The organism is Isoptericola sp. NPDC056134, from assembly GCF_042264825.1.
GTDB lineage: Bacteria > Actinomycetota > Actinomycetes > Actinomycetales > Cellulomonadaceae > Isoptericola > Isoptericola nanjingensis.
Map to the genome: position 1 here is coordinate 26,196 of NZ_JBHJVM010000021.1, position 16,979 is coordinate 43,174.

At 72.2% G+C, this 16,979-nt stretch carries 12 protein-coding genes; all 12 read right to left on the bottom strand.

The features are described 5' to 3' along the window. Positions 1-16 precede the first annotated feature (16 nt). The 12 genes from ACFCZN_RS17145 to ACFCZN_RS17200 all read right to left on the bottom strand — a co-directional run bounded on the left by ACFCZN_RS17145 (position 17) and on the right by ACFCZN_RS17200 (position 16,816). Positions 17-1,033, bottom strand: a complete 1,017-nt coding sequence (locus tag ACFCZN_RS17145; protein WP_429766246.1) for a LacI family DNA-binding transcriptional regulator — start codon at positions 1,031-1,033, stop codon at positions 17-19. 149 nt (positions 1,034-1,182) lie between these two features. Next, positions 1,183-1,317 carry a carbohydrate-binding protein gene (locus ACFCZN_RS17150; RefSeq protein ID WP_430557545.1) on the bottom strand — a complete coding sequence of 45 codons (135 nt, stop codon included), beginning with the start codon at positions 1,315-1,317 and terminating at the stop codon, positions 1,183-1,185. A 51-nt stretch (positions 1,318-1,368) separates the two neighbouring features. Then, on the bottom strand, positions 1,369-5,085 hold the full coding sequence (locus ACFCZN_RS17155) for an alpha-L-arabinofuranosidase C-terminal domain-containing protein (protein WP_430557546.1): 3,717 nt from the start codon (positions 5,083-5,085) through the stop codon (positions 1,369-1,371). Between the two features lie 118 nt (positions 5,086-5,203). Next, the gene (gene yjfF / locus ACFCZN_RS17160) at positions 5,204-6,226 is read right to left on the bottom strand and encodes a galactofuranose ABC transporter, permease protein YjfF (RefSeq protein WP_429766242.1); all 1,023 of its coding nucleotides are present in this window, start codon (positions 6,224-6,226) and stop codon (positions 5,204-5,206) included. Next, positions 6,223-7,320, bottom strand: coding sequence for an ABC transporter permease (locus tag ACFCZN_RS17165; protein WP_429766240.1), 1,098 nt, complete (start codon positions 7,318-7,320; stop codon positions 6,223-6,225). The genes yjfF and ACFCZN_RS17165 overlap by 4 nt, the downstream gene beginning before the upstream one ends. Then, positions 7,320-8,891 carry a sugar ABC transporter ATP-binding protein gene (locus ACFCZN_RS17170; protein WP_430557547.1) on the bottom strand — a complete coding sequence of 524 codons (1,572 nt, stop codon included), beginning with the start codon at positions 8,889-8,891 and terminating at the stop codon, positions 7,320-7,322. The genes ACFCZN_RS17165 and ACFCZN_RS17170 overlap by 1 nt, the downstream gene beginning before the upstream one ends. Positions 8,892-9,014: 123 nt before the next feature. After that, on the bottom strand, positions 9,015-10,022 hold the full coding sequence (locus tag ACFCZN_RS17175) for an ABC transporter substrate-binding protein (protein ID WP_430557548.1): 1,008 nt from the start codon (positions 10,020-10,022) through the stop codon (positions 9,015-9,017). A 173-nt stretch (positions 10,023-10,195) separates the two neighbouring features. Further along, positions 10,196-11,749: a sugar ABC transporter ATP-binding protein gene (locus tag ACFCZN_RS17180; protein ID WP_430557549.1), complete on the bottom strand. Its 1,554-nt coding sequence runs from the start codon at positions 11,747-11,749 to the stop codon at positions 10,196-10,198. Then, positions 11,746-12,765 (bottom strand): LacI family DNA-binding transcriptional regulator, encoded by a 1,020-nt coding sequence (locus ACFCZN_RS17185; protein WP_430557550.1) that lies wholly within the window; start codon positions 12,763-12,765, stop codon positions 11,746-11,748. Before ACFCZN_RS17185 ends, ACFCZN_RS17180 begins: the two co-directional genes overlap by 4 nt. A gap of 90 nt (positions 12,766-12,855) precedes the next feature. Beyond that, positions 12,856-14,367 (bottom strand): L-arabinose isomerase, encoded by a 1,512-nt coding sequence (gene araA, locus ACFCZN_RS17190; RefSeq protein ID WP_430557551.1) that lies wholly within the window; start codon positions 14,365-14,367, stop codon positions 12,856-12,858. 61 nt (positions 14,368-14,428) lie between these two features. After that, the gene (locus tag ACFCZN_RS17195) at positions 14,429-15,139 is read right to left on the bottom strand and encodes an L-ribulose-5-phosphate 4-epimerase (RefSeq protein WP_429766231.1); all 711 of its coding nucleotides are present in this window, start codon (positions 15,137-15,139) and stop codon (positions 14,429-14,431) included. Positions 15,140-15,184: 45 nt separating this feature from the next. Next, positions 15,185-16,816 carry a xylulokinase gene (locus ACFCZN_RS17200; RefSeq protein ID WP_430557552.1) on the bottom strand — a complete coding sequence of 544 codons (1,632 nt, stop codon included), beginning with the start codon at positions 16,814-16,816 and terminating at the stop codon, positions 15,185-15,187. Positions 16,817-16,979: the final 163 nt, after the last annotated feature.

Below are 16,979 nucleotides of genomic sequence, written 5' to 3' on the forward strand. Positions count from 1 at the left end.
GGCGGCGGCGCGGGTGTCAGCCCGCGGCGCGCGGGGCCGCCGCCGTCGACCGGCGCACGACGAGCTCCGGCTCGAAGAGCAGCTCGTCGCGCGACACGGTGGCGCCCGCGATCATGCTGGCCAGGATGTCGACCGCCGCGCGGCCCATCGCGTCGATCGGCTGCCGGACGGTCGTGAGCGCCGGATCCGTGGAGTTCATCAGCGCGGAGTCGTCGTAGCCGACCACCGACACGTCGCGCGGCACCTCGAGCCCGGCCCGCCGCACGGCACGCACGGCACCAAGCGCGAGCGGGTCCGACGCGCACAGGATCGCCGTCGCGCCGGCGTCGAGCAGGCGGCCCGTCGAGGCCTGCCCGCTCTCGAGGGAGTACTGGCTGTGCACCACGAGCTCGTCGGGGAGCTCGACGCCGTGCCGCTGCGCGAAGCCGCGCGCCGCCGCGAGCTTGCGCTCCGACGGCACGTGGTCGCGCGGGCCCAGCAGCAGCCCGATGCGCGTGTGCCCCATGGACACCAGGTGCTCCAGCGCCTGGTGCGTGGCGATCAGGTCGTCGCACGAGACGTGCGGGAAGTCGAGGCTCTCGATCGACGCGTTGATGAGCACCACCGGCAGGTTCAGCGCCTGGAGCCTCTCGTAGTGCGCGTGGTCGGCGTCGCGCTCCGCGTAGAAGCCGCCCGCGAAGATGACCCCCGACACCTGCTGACCCAGCAGCAGGTCGATGTACTCGGCCTCGGAGATGCCGCCCGCGGTGCGCGTGCACAGCACGGGCGTGTACCCCTGCTGCGCCAGCGCCCCGCCCACCACCTCCGCGAAGGCGGGGAAGATCGGGTTCGCCAGCTCCGGCAGCACCAGGCCCACCAGGCGCGGCCGGTCGCCGCGCAGCTTGGTGGGCCGCTCGTAGCCCAGCACGTCCAGCGCCGTGAGCACGGCGTCCCGGGTCGCCTGCGACACCCCCGGCTTGCCGTTGAGCACGCGGCTGACCGTCGCCTCGCTGACCCCCACCTTCGCGGCCACGTCGGCCAGTCGTCTCGACATGTCCTCGACTGTACACGCGACCACGCAAGCGGCTTGCGCTACTTGCAGCGTTTGCGCATCGGTCCTCCGGGAGTTGTCAGGGCCACGCGCGGGTCTCCCTGCACGTGGCCCTGACAACGCGCCGCCCGGGGCGCGTCGGTGTCGGTCCGTCAGCCGTTCGCGGACCGCCAGGGACCGTGGCGGTCGCCGGGCTCCTGGTTCCTGGTCCACCACCTCGCGGTGTAGACCCTGCCCTGGTGCTCGACGACGTCACCGGCGTCGAAGATCCGCGACGGCGTCCACACAGCGGTCCCGTCGGCGGTCTCGGCGACCTCCTGCCACGGGCCCCAGTCGGACTAGCCCGGCGCCTGGTCGCGGGTCCACCAGGCCGCCTCCCACACGGAGCCGTCGTGCGTGACGAGCTCGCCCGCGGTGTAGGTCGTGCCGGCGTCCCACGCGGGCACCTGGGGCGCCTCCGCCTCGGCGAGCCGCAGGAACGTGATGGAGTGCGCCGGGAAGTCGTAGGTGAACGACGTCCCCGCCCCCTCGAACGTCCGGTCCACGGGCACCACGCGCTCGGGCCGGGTCTTGGTGTTGGTCGCCGACGGGTCGGCCGTCATCTCGGTGACGGTCGCGGTCGTGGCCGGCTCGAAGCCGCCCGTCACCTCGACGTCGGTGCGCGCCACGGCGTCGCCGACGTTGACCACCTTGGCCACGAGCCCGCCGGTCTCCTCGTCGTGGGTCACGACCTGGAACAGCGACTTCGTCACCGGCTCGGTGTACGTGAGCTGCAGCTCCCCGTCGAGGTAGAGCTCGATGGTGCGTCCCTCGACGACGACCTTGATCCGGTAGTCACGACCGTTCTCCAGCGGCGTGAACGACTCCGCCGCGGCGACCTCGCCCTGGCGCGCGCCGTCGGCCCGCTCCAGCACGGACCGGGTGTTGCCCCACCCGCCGACGTTCCACCAGTAGAAGTCGTCGCTCGCGCTCGCGCCGAACCCGACGAGGAAGCCCTCGGCACCGCCGGTCTTCCGGGCCGTCACCTCCATCGTGTAGTCGTGCCAGTCCTCGTCGTAGGCCCCGGCGACGACGCTGCGCGCGTCCTCGACGCCCGCGTCGGACTGCACGTACGCGCCGTCGGTCACGGACCAGTCGCCGCGCTGCGCCTCCCACCGCGACGCGTCGTCGAAGCCGTCGGAGAACAGGACGTCGCCGGTCGCGTTGTCGGTGACCCGCACGTCGTCGTACTGCGCCTGCGTGAGCCAGGTCGACAGGAAGACGCCGCCGTCGACGTCCGGCGGGACGACGTCCGGACCGTCGCCGAGCTCCGACGGGACCACCTGGTCGCCGGCGTTCGTCATGAACATCTGCTGGGTGTAGTAGTTCACCGAGCCCCACGACTCGTCGTTGTCGAACCACATCATGTCCGGCGACCACTGCACGTAGTCCTCGTTGGCGAACATCGGCGCGTAGGAGGCCAGCTCGACGACGTCGGCGTTGCGCTCCAGCCCCGTCATGTAGGCCGCCTCCGCCAGCGCGTTGCCGAACGTGTTCCCCTTCGACGCGTACTCGCCGAGGAAGACGTGCGGGCCGCCCCGGTCGTACGTGTCGTACCGGGCGTCGTTCGTGAGGAACCATGACGGGTCGTTGTAGTAGTGCTCGTCGACCATCGCCACGCCCTGCTCGCGGTTGAAGTCCCAGAGCTCGTCGAAGCGGGTGCCCGCGTCGTCGGGCCCGGAGTTGGAGATCACCGTGATGTCCGGGAACTCCGCCTCGATGGCGTCGCGGAACGCCGGGAAGTTCTCCTGGAACTTCGGCGTGTTCTCCTCGTTGCCCAGGCCGATGTACGGCAGGTCGAACGGCTCCGGGTGCCCCAGCTCGGCGCGCTTCGCGCCCCACTCGGTGTCGGTGGAGCCCGTGGCGAACTCGATGAGGTCGAGCGTGTCCTGGATCCAGCGCGGGCGCTGGTCGTCGGTCATCTCCGGGATGCGCGACCCGCAGCCGTTGGCGCCCACCGACACGACGGGCAGCGCGAACGCGCCGAGGTCCTCGGCGAACTCGAGGTACTCGAGGTAGCCGATGCCGTACGACTGGTTGTATCCCCAGAAGTTCCAGTTGGTGGGGCGCTCCTCGACCGGGCCGATGGTCTCCTTCCACTGGTACGTCCGCTGCCGGTCCTGGCCGTCGGACTCGAGGTAGGAGTCGAAGGTGCCCACGTTGGTGACGCAGCCGCCGGGGAACCGCAGGAAGCTCGGGTCGAGCGCCGCGACCTTCTCCGCGAGGTCCTTGCGCAGCGTGCTCCTGCCGTTGACCGGCCCCACCCACGTGTCCTGGGGGAACAGGGACACCATGTCGAGGCGCAGCGTGCTCGCGGCGCCCGAGGCGACCCGCAGGCGCGCGGCGTTCGTCGTCGCGGACGCCGTCACCGTCGCCGTGTACCGCGCCCACTCGTCGGAGCCGTCGACCGCGACCGTCGCCGTCCCGTACGTCGTGGCGCCGTCGGCGGAGACGAGGGTCGCCGTGAGGTCCTGCGCGACGTCGCTGCGCGCCCAGACGGAGAAGTCGTACGACGCCCCCTCGCTCAGCGCGACGCCCTCGTTGTACGAGGAGTTCGAGACGCCGGTCGTGCCGTCGGACGTGACCGTGAGGTAGTGCCGGTTGCTGTCGTTGAGCCACTCGCCGCGCGCGGACTCGACGGCGACGTCGCCGCCGCCGGTCTGCTCCCAGCCCGTCAGGCCGGTGAAGCCCGCGTTGTCCTCCGTGGCGAACTCGAACGACCGGTTGCGCACCAGCTCGGCGTACAGGCCGCCGTCGGCGGCGTAGTTGATGTCCTCGTAGAACACGCCGTACAGGTCGTCGCTCATCTCGGTGCGCTCGGCCGCGGAGTCGATGGTGAGCCGCTGCTCGACGACCTCCGGCTCGCCCTCGGGGTACGCCTCGAGCAGCGCCTGCTGCTCCGCCGTCGTGATCGGCAGCACCGTGCCGTGCCGCGGGTGGCTCGGCAGCTCCGCGTCGGGCACCGAGGTCCAGTCCCCGCTCGCCAGGTCGTCGGTGCGGAACAGCATGTACCCCTGGCCGCCGTGGTACGACGGCTGGTCGATCATCATGAACCAGGAGTCGTCGGTGAGGGACGGGAAGACCGTCGGCCCCTCCCCCGCGGTGAACTCGCCGCCCCACGGGTTGGGCTCGCCCACGCCGACGTGCTCGGCGACCAGGTCCCACCCGTCACCGTCGGTCACGCCCTGCGTGCGGGACAGGTCGTCGGCGGACTCCTCGCGGACGGTCATGTCCGCCTCGTCCTTGGTGAACCGGTAGTAGGTGCCGTCCTCGACCGCCACGGTCGAGTCGATCATGCCCCGGCCCGCGCCGCGTTCCTCGTCGATCCACACCTGCGGCTCGGAGAAGCTGCCCGCGGAGAAGTCGGGCGTCGTGGCGGACAGCATCCGCTGGTACGACGTCGCGATGTCGCGATCCTCGGGGGCGACGTCGTCCGGGTACAGGGCGGACGCCCAGTAGACGACGAACTGTCCGGCCTCGGCGTCCCAGGTCGCCTCGGGGGCCCAGAGGTTGCCGGCGCCCGGCGGCGCGACCTCGACCTCCTGCTGGTCGGACCAGTGGATCAGGTCGTCCGACGACCAGACCATCATCGACCGGCTGCCGGTCTCCTGGGCGTCGCCGAAGTTCCCGCCGCCCGCGATCTTCAGGTCGGTGGCGAGCAGGTAGTACCTGCCGGTCTCGGGGTTGCGGGTGAGGAACGGGTCGCGCAGCCCCTGCGTGCCGAGGGTGGACTCGAGGACGGGCTCACCGCCGTTCAGCGTGGTCCACGCGGTGGGGTCGTCGGCCTCGCTGACGGCCAGGTAGATCTTCTCGCCGCCGTCCTGCTCGCCGGCGAAGTAGGGGAAGACGTAGGCGCCGAAGCCGTCGCCCGCCGCTGACGTGGCCGTCGACTGCAGGGCGGGGGCCGCCCGCGGCGGGACGGCCGCAGCCGCCGTGGCGGGCAGCACGAGGGCGAGGGCCGCGGCCGCCAGGGGCCGCGACCATCGGGGCCCGTGCTGCCTCGATGGGGTGTGCATCGTTGTAGAACCTCCGTGTCGTACGTCGTCGTACAGGTGCGGGGGGTGCGGAGGGGCGGCGGGGCCGACGGCGCGTGCCGCCGTCCCCGCCGCCCGGACGGGCGCCCGGCCGAGGAGGCTAGGAGCGCCGCAGTGCGAGCAGCCGCTGCAGGACCACGAAGACCAGCAGCAGCGCGCCGATGACGATCTTGGTCCACCAGGAGGAGAGGGTGCCCTCGAAGGTGATGATCGTCTGGATGAGGCCGAGCACGAGGACGCCGAGCACGGACCCGAGCACGAAGCCGGTGCCGCCGGTGAGCAGCGTGCCGCCGATGACGACGGCCGCGATCGCGTCCAGCTCCATGCCCACGCCGGTCAGGGAGTAGCCCGACCGCGAGAACATGGCGAACAGCAGGCCACCGAGACCGGCGCAGGTGCCGCTGATGACGTACACCAGCACCTTGGTGCGCGCGACGGGCAGGCCCATGAGCCTGGCCGACTGCTCCCCGCCGCCGATGGCGTACACGGTGCGGCCGAACTGCGTGTAGTGCAGCAGGTAGAACGCGACCGCCACCACGACCAGCGCGATCACGACGCTCGACGTGATCCGCCACTGCCCGCCGGCCCACGTGTCCCAGGAGGCCAGGGCGACGAAGGTCGGGTCGTCGATCGGGATCGACTCCGGCGCGACGAGGAAGCACAGGCCGCGGGCGAAGAACATCGCCGCGAGGGTCGCGATGAACGGCTGCACCTCGAAGACGTGCACCATCGCGCCGACGAGGAGACCGATCAGCGAGCCGATGAGCACGACCAGCGGGATCACCACCCCGGCGGGGACGCCTGCCTGCAGCAGGTACGCCGCCGTCACGCCGGACAGCGCCAGCACCGAGCCGACGGAGAGGTCGATGCCGCCGGTGAGGATGACGAACGTCATCCCGACGGCCAGCACGATGAGGAACGCGTTGTTGATGAACAGGTTCGCGAGCACGCCGACGGAGAGGAAGTTGTCGTAGCGCGCGCCGCCCACCACGAGCAGCAGCACGAACACCACGAGGGTGCCGACCACGGGCAGGTAGCGGCGGTCGACGCGCAGACGCCGGCCGACGGACGGCACGCGGCCCGGGGACGGCGCCCCGCGGCGCGAGGATGCGAGGGTCGTCATGAGGCCACCACCTTGTCCGTCGCCACGTCCGCGGGCTTGTCCGACGGCGTCACCGGCGCCGTCCTGCCGCGCCGTCGCGTGCGTTCCGAGAGCTTGCGCCGCATCGCGGGCGACTGGAGCAGCGTCACCGCGGCGACCACGAGCGCCTTGAACAGCGGCGTCACGAGCGGCGAGATGCCGACGTTGGTCACCGTGAGCGACAGCGTCGCGATGATGAGCACGCCGACGAAGGTGCCGGACAGCGAGAACTTGCCGCCGGCCAGCGACGTGCCGCCGATGACGACGGCGAGGATCGCGTCGAGCTCGATGAACAGGCCGGCGTTGTTCGCGTCGGCCGCCATGACGTTGGACGACAGGATCAGCCCGGCCAGCGCGGAGAACAGCCCGGACAGGGCGAAGACCGTCCACACGATGGTCCGCGCGCGCACGCCGGCGAGCCGGCTCGCGGCGGGGTTGATGCCGACCGACTCGACGAGCATCCCGAGCGCCGTGCGCCGCACCAGCAGCGCGACGAGCGCGAACACGCCGAACGCGACCAGGGTCGCGACGGGCAGCCCGAGCCAGTACCCGGCGCCGAGCATCTTGAACGGGGCGCTCGTGACCGTGGTGATCTGCCCCTCGGTGATGAGCATCGCGACGCCGCGGCCGGCGGTCATGAGGATGAGCGTCGCGATGATCGGCTGGATCCCGAGCACGGACACCAGGAACCCGTTCCAGACGCCGAGCACCAGGCCGAGCGCGAGCGCCATCCCGATGGCGAGGAGCACCGTCGTCGTCGACGCCGGGTCCGGCGCGCCCGCGATGAAGGTGAGGGCCACCGCCCCCGAGATCGCGACCACGGCGCCCACGGAGAGGTCGATGCCGCGGGTGGCGATCACCAGCGACATGCCGAGGGCGACCAGCATGAGCGGCGCGCAGTTGCGCAGGATGTCGATCGGCGACCCGAAGAGGTGGTCGTCGAGGATCGACACGGACAGGAAGCCCGGTCGGACGGCCGTGTTGACGGCGAGCAGCGCGACCAGCGCGACCACGGGCCAGAACAGGTGGTGGCGCACGACGGCGCCGAACCCGCCGGCGGCCTGCGATGTGGGCATCAGCGGTCCCCTCCGCTCGCGATGAGCTCGACGACGTCGTCGACGCCGACGGAGTCGGTGTTGGTCAGCTCGGCGACCTTCTGCCGGTCGCGCATGACGGCGATGCGGTGGCTGAGCCGCACCACCTCCTCGAGCTCGGCGGAGATGAAGAGCACCGCCATGCCCCGGGCGGCGAGGTCGGACACCAGGCGCTGGATCTCCGCCTTGGCGCCGACGTCGATGCCGCGGGTCGGCTCGTCGAGGATGAACAGCTCGGGCGCGGTAGCGAGCCAGCGGGCCAGGAGCACCTTCTGCTGGTTGCCGCCCGACAGGTTGCGCAGCAGGGCGTCGGGGTTGGCGGGCCGGATGTTCAGCGCCTCGATGTACCGGTGCACGATCTCGTCGACCTGCTTGCCGGGCAGCGGGCGCAGCCAGCCGCGCTCCGCCTGGAGGCCGAGCACGATGTTCTCCCGCACGGTCAGGTCGCCGACCACGCCCTCGGCCTTGCGGTCCTCGGAGGAGAACGCGATCCTGCGCCCGATCGCCGTGCGCGGCGTGCGCAGCCGGGTCGGGGTCCCCTTGACGGACAGCGTGCCCGTGTCGGCCCGGTCCGCCCCGGCGAGCAGGCGGGCCACCTCCGTGCGGCCGGAGCCGAGCAGGCCGGCCAGGCCGACGACCTCGCCCTCGTGGACGTCCAGGTCGAAGGCCTGCACGGAGCCGCGCCGGCCGAGACCCACGGCCTGGACGAACGGCTTGCCCTGGGCCGCGTCGACGGTGTGCTCGGTGCGGACCTCCAGGTCCTCCAGCACCTCCATCGACCGGCCGATCATGCGCGAGACGAGCTCGCTCCGGGTGATCTCCGCCGTCCGGTACTCCCCCACCCGCGTGCCGTTGCGCAGCACGGTCATGCGGTCGGAGAGCTCGAACACCTGCTCCAGGAAGTGCGACACGAACAGGATCGCGACGCCCTGGTCGCGCAGCCGGCGCACGACGGCGAAGAGCCGCGCGACCTCGTCGGCGTCGAGGCTGGACGTCGGCTCGTCGAGGATGAGCACCTTGGCGTCCACCACCATGGCCCGGCTGATCGCGACGAGCTGCTGCACGGCGATCGAGTGCGAGCCGAGCGAGGAGGCGGGGTCGACGTCGAGCCCCATCGTGGCGAGGTGCTCGGCCGCCCGGCGGCGCGTGCGGGGCCAGTCGATGGCGCCGAACCGCCGGGGCTCGTTGCCGAGCATGATGTTCTCCGCGACCGTGAGGTTCTCGCAGAGGTTGACCTCCTGGTACACGGTGGCGATCCCCGCGGCCTGGGCCTCGCCCGGGCCGGAGAACCGGTGCGGCTCGCCGTCGACGAGGATCTCGCCGGAGTCGATGCCGTAGACGCCCGTGAGCGCCTTGATCAGCGTGGACTTCCCCGCGCCGTTCTCGCCCATGAGGGCGTGCACCTCGCCCGGCAGGAGCCGGAGGTCCACGCCGTCGAGGGCCTTGACGCCCGGGAACTCGATGGAGATCCCGGTCATCTCGACGACGGGGCGCACGTCCTGGGGCCGGGCGTCGGGGGTGCTGCCGGCGTCGCCGGCGTCCGATGGCGTCATCCTTGACCTTCCGTGGAGCGCGGTGGGCGCGGCGCGGGCGTCCCGCACCGCACCCACCGCGGGTCTCGTGGAGCGTACCGACGGTCGGTGCTGACGGTCAGTACCGACGATCAGTACCGACGATCAGTACTGACGGTCCGGCAGCGCGGCCTTCGCCGCCTCCTGGTCGAACGCCTCGTCCTGGGTGACGATGCGCTTCTCGACCTCCTCGCCGGCCACGACCTTCTTCGCGATCTCCGCGAGGTCCGGGCCGAGCAGCGGGTTGCACTCGACGATGTAGTTGATCTTGCCGTCGGCGAGCGCCTGCATGCCGTCCTTGACGCCGTCGACCGTGATGATCTTGATGTCCTTGCCCGGCACCTTGCCCGCGGCCTCGATCGCCTCGATGGCGCCCAGGCCCATGTCGTCGTTGTGGGCGAACACCAGGTCGATGTCGTCGTACTTCTGCAGGAAGCCCTCCATCACCTGCTTGCCCTCGGTGCGGGTGAAGTTGCCGGTCTGCGAGTCGATCATCTCGATGTCGGAGCCCGCGATCGCGTCGGCGAAGCCCTGCTGCCGGTCGATCATGGGCGCGGCGCCGGTGGTGCCCTGCAGCTCGACGGCCTTGTAGCCCTCGCCGTCGTACTGCTCCACGGCCCACTCGCCGGCGCGCTTGCCCTCCTCGACGAAGTCGGACCCGATGAACGACTCGTACAGGGTGTCGTCCTCGGAGTCGACGGCCCGGTCGGTGAGGATCACCGGGATGTCCGCGGCCTTGGCCTCCTCGAGCACGGCGTCCCAGCCGGTCTCGACGACCGGGGAGAACGCGATGACGTCGACCTGCTGCTGGATGTAGGACCGGATCGCCTGGATCTGGTTCTCCTGCTTCTGCTGCGCGTCGGAGAACTTGAGGTCGAAGCCGTTCTCCTTCGTGAGCGTGTCCTGGATGGACTTGGTGTTGGCCGCGCGCCAGCCGGACTCCGCCCCGACCTGCGAGAAGCCCAGGACGATCGTGTCCGAGGCCGCGGCCGACTCGCCGCCGCCGTCCCCGCCGCCCTGGGGCGCCTGCTCGCTGCTGCACGCGACCAACGAGGCCGCCGTGAGCGCCGTGACGAACAGCGCCGCACCGGCGCGCCGGAAGTTCTTGCTCATGATCTCCTCCTCGAGACGCCGGCCGACCGGGAGACCCGGTCCGTGGGTCTTCTCTGACCCTCCGGCAACGCTTGTGTGACCGCTAACATAGCGGAGATGTGACCGGTCACAATAGGGGCCGTCCAGGAATCCACGTCACGATCGCGTAACGCACCGGGAGGGCTCGCCGTGCGTCAGTCGCCGGGCTCGGGCTCGTCCAGCTCCGCGGCGATCATCTCGACGATGGTGTCGACGGTGACCCCGGGCCCGTTGCTCAGCTCGCCGATCTTCTCGCGGTCCTTGAGCACGACGATGCGGTCGGCGAGGCGCACCACCTCCTCCAGCTGGGAGGAGATGAAGACGACGGCGACGCCCTCGCCCGCCAGGCGTGCCACCCGGCGCTGGATCTCGAGCTTGGCCGCGATGTCGATGCCGCGGGTCGGCTCGTCGAGGATCAGGACGTGGGGCCGCGTGGCCAGCAGCCGGGCGAGCAGCACCTTCTGCTGGGTACCCCCGGACAGCTCGCCGGCCGGCCGGTCCAGGTCGTCGGCCGACAGGTGCAGCGCGTCGAGGTACGTGTCGACGACGGCGTCCTGCTCTCCCCGCGACAGGGGCCGCGACCAGCCCCGCAGCGCCTGCAGCGCCAGGACGATGTTCTCCCGCACCGTGAGGCCCGCGACGATCCCGTCGTCGCGCACGTTCTCGCTCGACATCGCGATCCGGTACCGCAGGGCGGCCCCCGGGCTGCGGAGCTGCACCCGCACGCCGTCGAGCCACAGCTCGCCGCCGTCGGCGCGCTCCGCCCCGCTCATCAGCCGGGCGAGCTCGGTGCGCCCCGACCCGCGCAGCCCCGCGAACCCGACGACCTCGCCCCGGGACAGCTCGAGGTCGGTCGGCTCGAGGACGCCGTGGCGCCCGAGGGACGACGCCCGCAGCGTCGCCTCGCCCGTCCCGGCGTAGTGGTGCGCGAGCCGCTGCGAGCGCAGCGCCTGGAGCGCGTCGATGTCCTCGCCGAGCATCTTGGAGATCACCTCGGCGCGCTCGACGTCCGCCGTCCGGAACTCCGCGACGACGCGGCCGCCCCGCAGCACCGTCATCCGGTCGCTCACCTCGAAGACCTGCTCGAGGAAGTGCGAGACGAACAGCACCGCGACGCCCTGGTCGCACAGGCGGCGCACGACGCCGAGCAGGCGCGCGGCCTCGTCCGCGTCCAGGCTCGACGTCGGCTCGTCGAGCACGAGCACGCGCGGATCGAGGACGATCGCCCGGGCCACCGCCACGAGCTGCTTGGTCGCGGGCGACAGCGCCGAGAGCGGGGCGCGCGGGTCGATGTCCTCGATCCCCAGCGCGGCGAGCGCGGCCGACGCCCGCGACCTCGTCCGGCCCCAGTCGATGCCGAGCCAGCCGCGCACCTCGTGACCGATCATCACGTTCTCGGCGACGGTCAGGTGCGGGCTCAGGTGCGTCTCCTGGAAGACGGTCGCGATGCCGTCCGCGCGGCTCTGCGCGACTCCCGTCGGCGGGCTCTCGACGCCGTCCACCACGACCGTGCCCGCCAGGATCGGCAGCGTCCCCGTGAGCGCGCCGATGAGGGTCGACTTCCCCGCGCCGTTCTCCCCCATGAGCGCGTGGACCTCGCCCGGCCGCAGCGCGAGGTCCACGTCGTCGAGGACCCGCACCCCCGAGCGCTCCACCGTGATCCCCCGCAGCTCGACGACGGGGGCCGGCGCCCCGGGCCGCGAGGTCATCGGGTGGCCTTCCGCGGCGCGGCGCTCGACGCCCGCGCGATCATCTCCGGGGGGATCTTCGTGACCGTCGGGATCTCCTGCTCCTCGATCGCGGCCCGCAGGACGTCGACGACCGACACGCCGAGGGCGTGGAAGTTCTGCCGCACCGTCGTCAGCGGGGGGATGACGTGCCGCGCGAGGGGGATGTCGTCGAAGCCGACGACGCTCACGTCGTCGGGCACCGAGAAGCCGCGGTCGTGCAGGCCGTGGACGAGGCCCACCGCCATGTCGTCGTTCGCGGCGAAGATCGCCGTGTACTCCGGGAGCTCGCGGATCCCGCGCGCGAAGTCGTACGCGAAGTCGGCCGTCCAGTCGCCGACGACGATGGGGCGCTCGCGCAGCCCCCACGACTTCGCCCGGGCATGGAAGGACCGCTCGCGCGTGCGGGCGTCGAGCCAGTCCAGCGGGCCGGCGAGGTGCAGGATGTCGCGGTGCCCGAGCGAGACGAGGTGGTCGACGGCGAGCGCCGTCCCCGCCTGCTGGTCGACGGTCACGGTGAGGAACGTCGGGTCCTTGTCGGGCTTGACCACCAGCACCGGGACCCCGACGGCGATGCGGCGCAGCGCGGCGATCGACGACGACCGGGGAGCCACGACGCAGAGCGCGTCGACGCCCTGCGCGACGAGGTGGTCGACGGCCTCCTGGGGGGTGATCTCCTCCCCCGCCCGCAGGAGCACGGAGCTGACCACGTACCCCGACGCGCGGGCGGCGGACTCGACGGCGTACAGCGTGCTGGTCGGCCCGAACGTCGCGGCGCTCTCCACGAGGACGCCGATGCGCCGGCTGCGCTGGGTGGCGAGGGCCCGGGCGACCATGTTCGGCCGGTAGCCGAGCTGGTCGATGGCCTCCTCGACGCGCCGCCGGGTGGCCTCGCGGATGTTCGGGTGGTCGTTGAGCACCCGCGACACCGTCATGTGCGAGACGCCGGCGAGCTGCGCGACCTGCCGGATGTTCGGCTTGTCGGCGGGACTCGCCATGCGGGGCCTCCACGGGATGCGTCCACCGGCCGGCCGGCGGCTCGGCGGCGTCAGCCTACCGAACCGCCGGCCGCTCGCCGGTGGTCGTGCTCAGAGCCCCTGGGCGAGGCGGTAGTACACCTGGTTCCACCGCACCTGGTCGGCGAAGCCGCGGCGCGTGGTGTCCTCGTCGATGACGAGCAGCTCGGTGCGCGCGATGTTCGCGAACACCTCGAACGCCTCGACGCCCGCCGCGGTCGACATCACCGTGTGGTGCGCGCCGCCGGCGGTCAGCCAGGCCTCGGCGGAGGTGGTGAAGTCGGGGCGCGGGGCCCAGACGGCGCGGGCCACGGGGAGGTTCGGCAGGTCCTGCGTCGGCGGCACGACGTCGACCACGTTCGCGGTGAGGCGGAAGCGGTCGCGCATGTCGGCGAGCGAGACGACGACGGCGCCCTCGGTCGCGTCGGCGTCGAACACCATGCGGACCGGGTCCTCCTTGCCGCCGATGCCGAGCGGGTGGATCTCCACGCGGGGCTTCGACGTCGTGAGGGAGGGGCAGACCTCGAGCATGTGGGCGCCGAGGATGAGCTCGGAGCCGGGGGTGAGGTCGTAGGTGTAGTCCTCCATGAGGGAGGCGCCGCCGGGCAGCCCCTCGCCCATGACCTTGGCCGCGCGCACCAGGACGGCCGTCTTCCAGTCGCCCTCGGCACCGAAGCCGTAGCCCTTGCTCATGAGGCGCTGGACGGCGATGCCGGGCAGCTGGCGCAGGGCGCCGAGGTCCTCGAAGTTCGTGGTGAACGCCTTGGCGCCGCGCTCCACGAGGAACGCCTCCATGGCGATCTCCTGGCGGGCCGCGTAGCGCAGCGACTCGTGCCGCTCGCCGCCCTTGCGCAGCTCACCGGCGACGTCGTAGAGCTCCTCGTACTCGGCGACCAGCGCGTCGACCGCGTCGTCGGCCACGGCCTCGACGGCGTCGACCAGGTCGTTGACGCCCCACGTGTTCACCGAGACGCCGAAGCGCAGCTCGGCCTCGGTCTTGTCACCCTCGGTGACGGCGACGTTGCGCATGTTGTCGCCGAAGCGCACCAGCTTCAGCTCGTGCGTGGCGGCCCAGCCCGCGGCGCCGCGGACCCAGGTGCCGACGCGGCGGGTCACGGCCGGGTTCGACGCGTGCCCGACGACGGTGGTGCGCGCGACGCCCAGGCGCGTGGCCAGGTAGGCGTACTCGCGGTCGCCGTGCGCGGCCTGGTTGAGGTTCATGAAGTCGAAGTCGATGTCCGCCCACGGCAGCTCGACGTTCGCCTGCGTGTGCAGGTGCAGCAGCGGCTTGCGCAGCGCGTCGAGCCCGGAGATCCACATCTTCGCCGGGCTGAACGTGTGCATCCACGTGATGACGCCGAGCACGTTGTCGTCCGCGTTCGCGTCGAGCATCGCGCGGCGGATCGAGCCGGCGTCCTTGAGCACGGGCTTCCAGACGACCTTCGCGGGGACGTCGGACGACGCGTCGAGCGCGCGGGCGACCTCCTGCGACTGCTGGGCGACCTGCTCCAGCGTCTCGGGCCCGTACAGGTCCTGGCTGCCGGTGAAGAACCAGACCTCGCGGTCGGCGTACGGCTTGCTCATGGGGTGTGTCTCCTTCGGAGGTCTGCGTCGGTGGTCGAGCCTGGCGGAACCCTGACCGGGCTCAGTGCTGGCCGTAGACGTTCTGGTAGCGGGCGTACAGGGAGTCCACGTGCTCCTGCGCGATGGGCAGCGGCTCGCCGAGCTGGCGCGACACGTGCACCGTGCGGGCCACCTCCTCCACCATCACGGCGGCCTTCACCGCGGCGCGGGCGTCCTTGCCGATGGTGAACGGGCCGTGGTTGCGCATCAGGACCGCCGGGCTCCGGTGACCGCGCAGGGTCTCGACGATGCCGCGACCGATGGAGTCGTCGCCGATGATCGCGAACGGCCCCACGGGGATCGGGCCGCCGAACTCGTCGGCCATCATCGTGAGCACGCAGGGGATCTCCTCGGCGCGGGCGGCCCACGCCGTCGCGTAGGTGGAGTGCGTGTGCACGACGCCGCCCACCTCGGGCATGTGCGAGTACACGTAGGCGTGCGCCGCGGTGTCCGACGACGGGGACCGGTCGCCCTCGACGAGCTTCCCGTCCAGGTCGCAGACCACCATCGACTCGGGCGTGATGTCGTCGTAGGAGACCCCGGACGGCTTGATGACCAGGAGGTCGCCGGAGCCGTCGGGGGTGCGGTCGTCGCGGACCCGCTCGGACACGTTGCCGGCGGTCCACACGACGAGCTCCCAGCGGGGCAGCTCGGCGTGCAGGGCCGCGACCTTCTCCTTGGCGGCGTCGACGGCGGCGCGCAGGTGCGCGGGGACCTCGGTGGGGGTGCTCATGTGCTTCTCCAGTGCGGGGGTGCGGTGCGTCGGCGACGCGTGTCGTCAGAGGGCTGCGGTGGCGGCGCGCTCGACCGCGAGGCCGGCGGAGTACCGCTCCAGGTAGGCGGCGAAGCCGGCGACGTCGTCCGCGTCGGGCTCGGCGACGTCGAGCCGGGCGTCGGCGAAGACGCGCTCGGCCAGGTAGGCGTCGAGGGCGGGAGCGCCGGCGCCACCGTCGGCCTCGGCCCGGGCGGCGGCATACGCCGCGAGGACGGCGATGCCCCAGGCGCCGCCCTCCCCCGCCGTCTGCCCGACGGCGACGGGGGCGTCGATCGCGCCGGCCAGCAGCCGCTGGGCGACGCCCGCCGTCTTGAACAGGCCCCCGTGCGCGAACATCGTGTCGATCGCGACGCCCTCGCCGTGCAGCACGCGCATGCCGAGCGCGAGCGTGCCGAAGACGCCGTAGAGCTGCGTGCGCGCGAAGTTCGCCAGCGTGAGGCGGCTGTCGGGGGTGCGCACCACGAGGGGGCGCCCCTCGTCGAGGCCGGTGATGGGCTCCCCGGCGAGGTAGTTGTAGGCGAGCAGCCCGCCGCCGTCCGGGGCGCCGTCGAGCGCGGCCCGGAAGAGCGCGCCGAAGACGGCGTCGGGCTCGACGGGCTGCCCCAGGGCGGCCGCGAACTGGCCGAAGACGCCGGCCCACGCGTCCAGCTCGCTGGCGCCGTTGTTGCAGTGCACCATCGCGACGAGGTCGCCGGCGGGCGTGGTGACGAGGTCGAGCTCGTGGTGCACGGAGGTCAGCGGCCGCTCGAGCACGACCATCGCGAAGATCGACGTGCCCGCGCTGATGTTGCCGGTGCGCGGCGCGACCGAGCCCGTGGCGACCATGCCGGTGCCGGCGTCGCCCTCGGGCGGGCAGAGGAGCACTCCGGGCTGCAGGGCGCCCGTGGGGTCGAGCAGCGCGGCGCCCTCGGCGGTGAGCCGACCGGCGTCCTCGCCCGCGGTGAGCACCTGGGGCAGCAGGCCCTCGACGTGCAGGCCCGGGCGCTTGGCGGCCGCGAGGTGCCGGAACTGCTCCAGCATCCGCGCGTCGTAGTCGCCCGTGGCGGGGTCGATCGGGAACATGCCCGACGCGTCGCCGACGCCGAGCACGTGCCGACCGGTCAGCGCGCGGTGCACGTAGCCGGCCAGCGTGGTGAACGACGCGACCTGCGGCACGTGCGGCTCGTCGTCGAGGATCGCCTGGTAGAGGTGGGCGATCGACCAGCGCAGCGGGACGTTGTGCCCGAAGAGGGCGGACAGCTCGGCGGCCGCGGGGCCGGTGCTCGTGTTGCGCCAGGTGCGGAACGGGACGAGCAGCTCGCCGTCGGCGCCGAACGGCAGGTAGCCGTGCATCATCGCGGAGACGCCGAGCGCGGCGTAGCTCGTGGGGCGGACGCCGTAGCGCTGCTCGACGTCGGCCACGAGCGCCGCGTACGCGCCCTGCAGGCCGGCGTGCACGGCGTCGAGCGCGTAGGTCCACACCCCGTCGACGAGCTCGTTCTCCCACGCGTGCGAGCCGCTCGCGAGCGGTGCGTGGTCGGGCCCGATCAGGCACGCCTTGATGTTGGTCGAGCCGAGCTCGATGCCGAGCGTCGTCCTCCCGGCGGCGATCGCGTCCCGGATCTCCGTCACGTCGCCCGTGCCCTGCTCCGCCATCCCCTGCTCCGTCCCCGCCCGGTCGGGCGTCGTGGTGGTCGATCCATGTTAGCGCTCACAAATCGGGAGACCCAACCCGCGAGGTAGTGCCGGTCTCGCCGAGGTAGTACCAGCCGCGCCGAGGTAGTCACGGCCGTGCCGAGGTAGTGGACCAGTCCACTAC

What these genes read in the sequence shown, in the direction of transcription:
- ACFCZN_RS17165 (WP_429766240.1), bottom strand. Translation starts at nt 7,320, where the DNA reads ATGCCCACATCGCAGGCCGCCGGCGGGTTCGGCGCCGTCGTGCGCCAC.
- ACFCZN_RS17200 (WP_430557552.1), bottom strand. Translation starts at nt 16,816, where the DNA reads ATGGCGGAGCAGGGCACGGGCGACGTGACGGAGATCCGGGACGCGATC.
- araA (WP_430557551.1), bottom strand. Translation starts at nt 14,367, where the DNA reads ATGAGCAAGCCGTACGCCGACCGCGAGGTCTGGTTCTTCACCGGCAGC.
- ACFCZN_RS17180 (WP_430557549.1), bottom strand. Translation starts at nt 11,749, where the DNA reads ATGACCTCGCGGCCCGGGGCGCCGGCCCCCGTCGTCGAGCTGCGGGGG.
- ACFCZN_RS17155 (WP_430557546.1), bottom strand. Translation starts at nt 5,085, where the DNA reads ATGCACACCCCATCGAGGCAGCACGGGCCCCGATGGTCGCGGCCCCTG.
- yjfF (WP_429766242.1), bottom strand. Translation starts at nt 6,226, where the DNA reads ATGACGACCCTCGCATCCTCGCGCCGCGGGGCGCCGTCCCCGGGCCGC.
- ACFCZN_RS17145 (WP_429766246.1), bottom strand. Translation starts at nt 1,033, where the DNA reads ATGTCGAGACGACTGGCCGACGTGGCCGCGAAGGTGGGGGTCAGCGAG.
- ACFCZN_RS17195 (WP_429766231.1), bottom strand. Translation starts at nt 15,139, where the DNA reads ATGAGCACCCCCACCGAGGTCCCCGCGCACCTGCGCGCCGCCGTCGAC.
- ACFCZN_RS17185 (WP_430557550.1), bottom strand. Translation starts at nt 12,765, where the DNA reads ATGGCGAGTCCCGCCGACAAGCCGAACATCCGGCAGGTCGCGCAGCTC.
- ACFCZN_RS17175 (WP_430557548.1), bottom strand. Translation starts at nt 10,022, where the DNA reads ATGAGCAAGAACTTCCGGCGCGCCGGTGCGGCGCTGTTCGTCACGGCG.
- ACFCZN_RS17170 (WP_430557547.1), bottom strand. Translation starts at nt 8,891, where the DNA reads ATGACGCCATCGGACGCCGGCGACGCCGGCAGCACCCCCGACGCCCGG.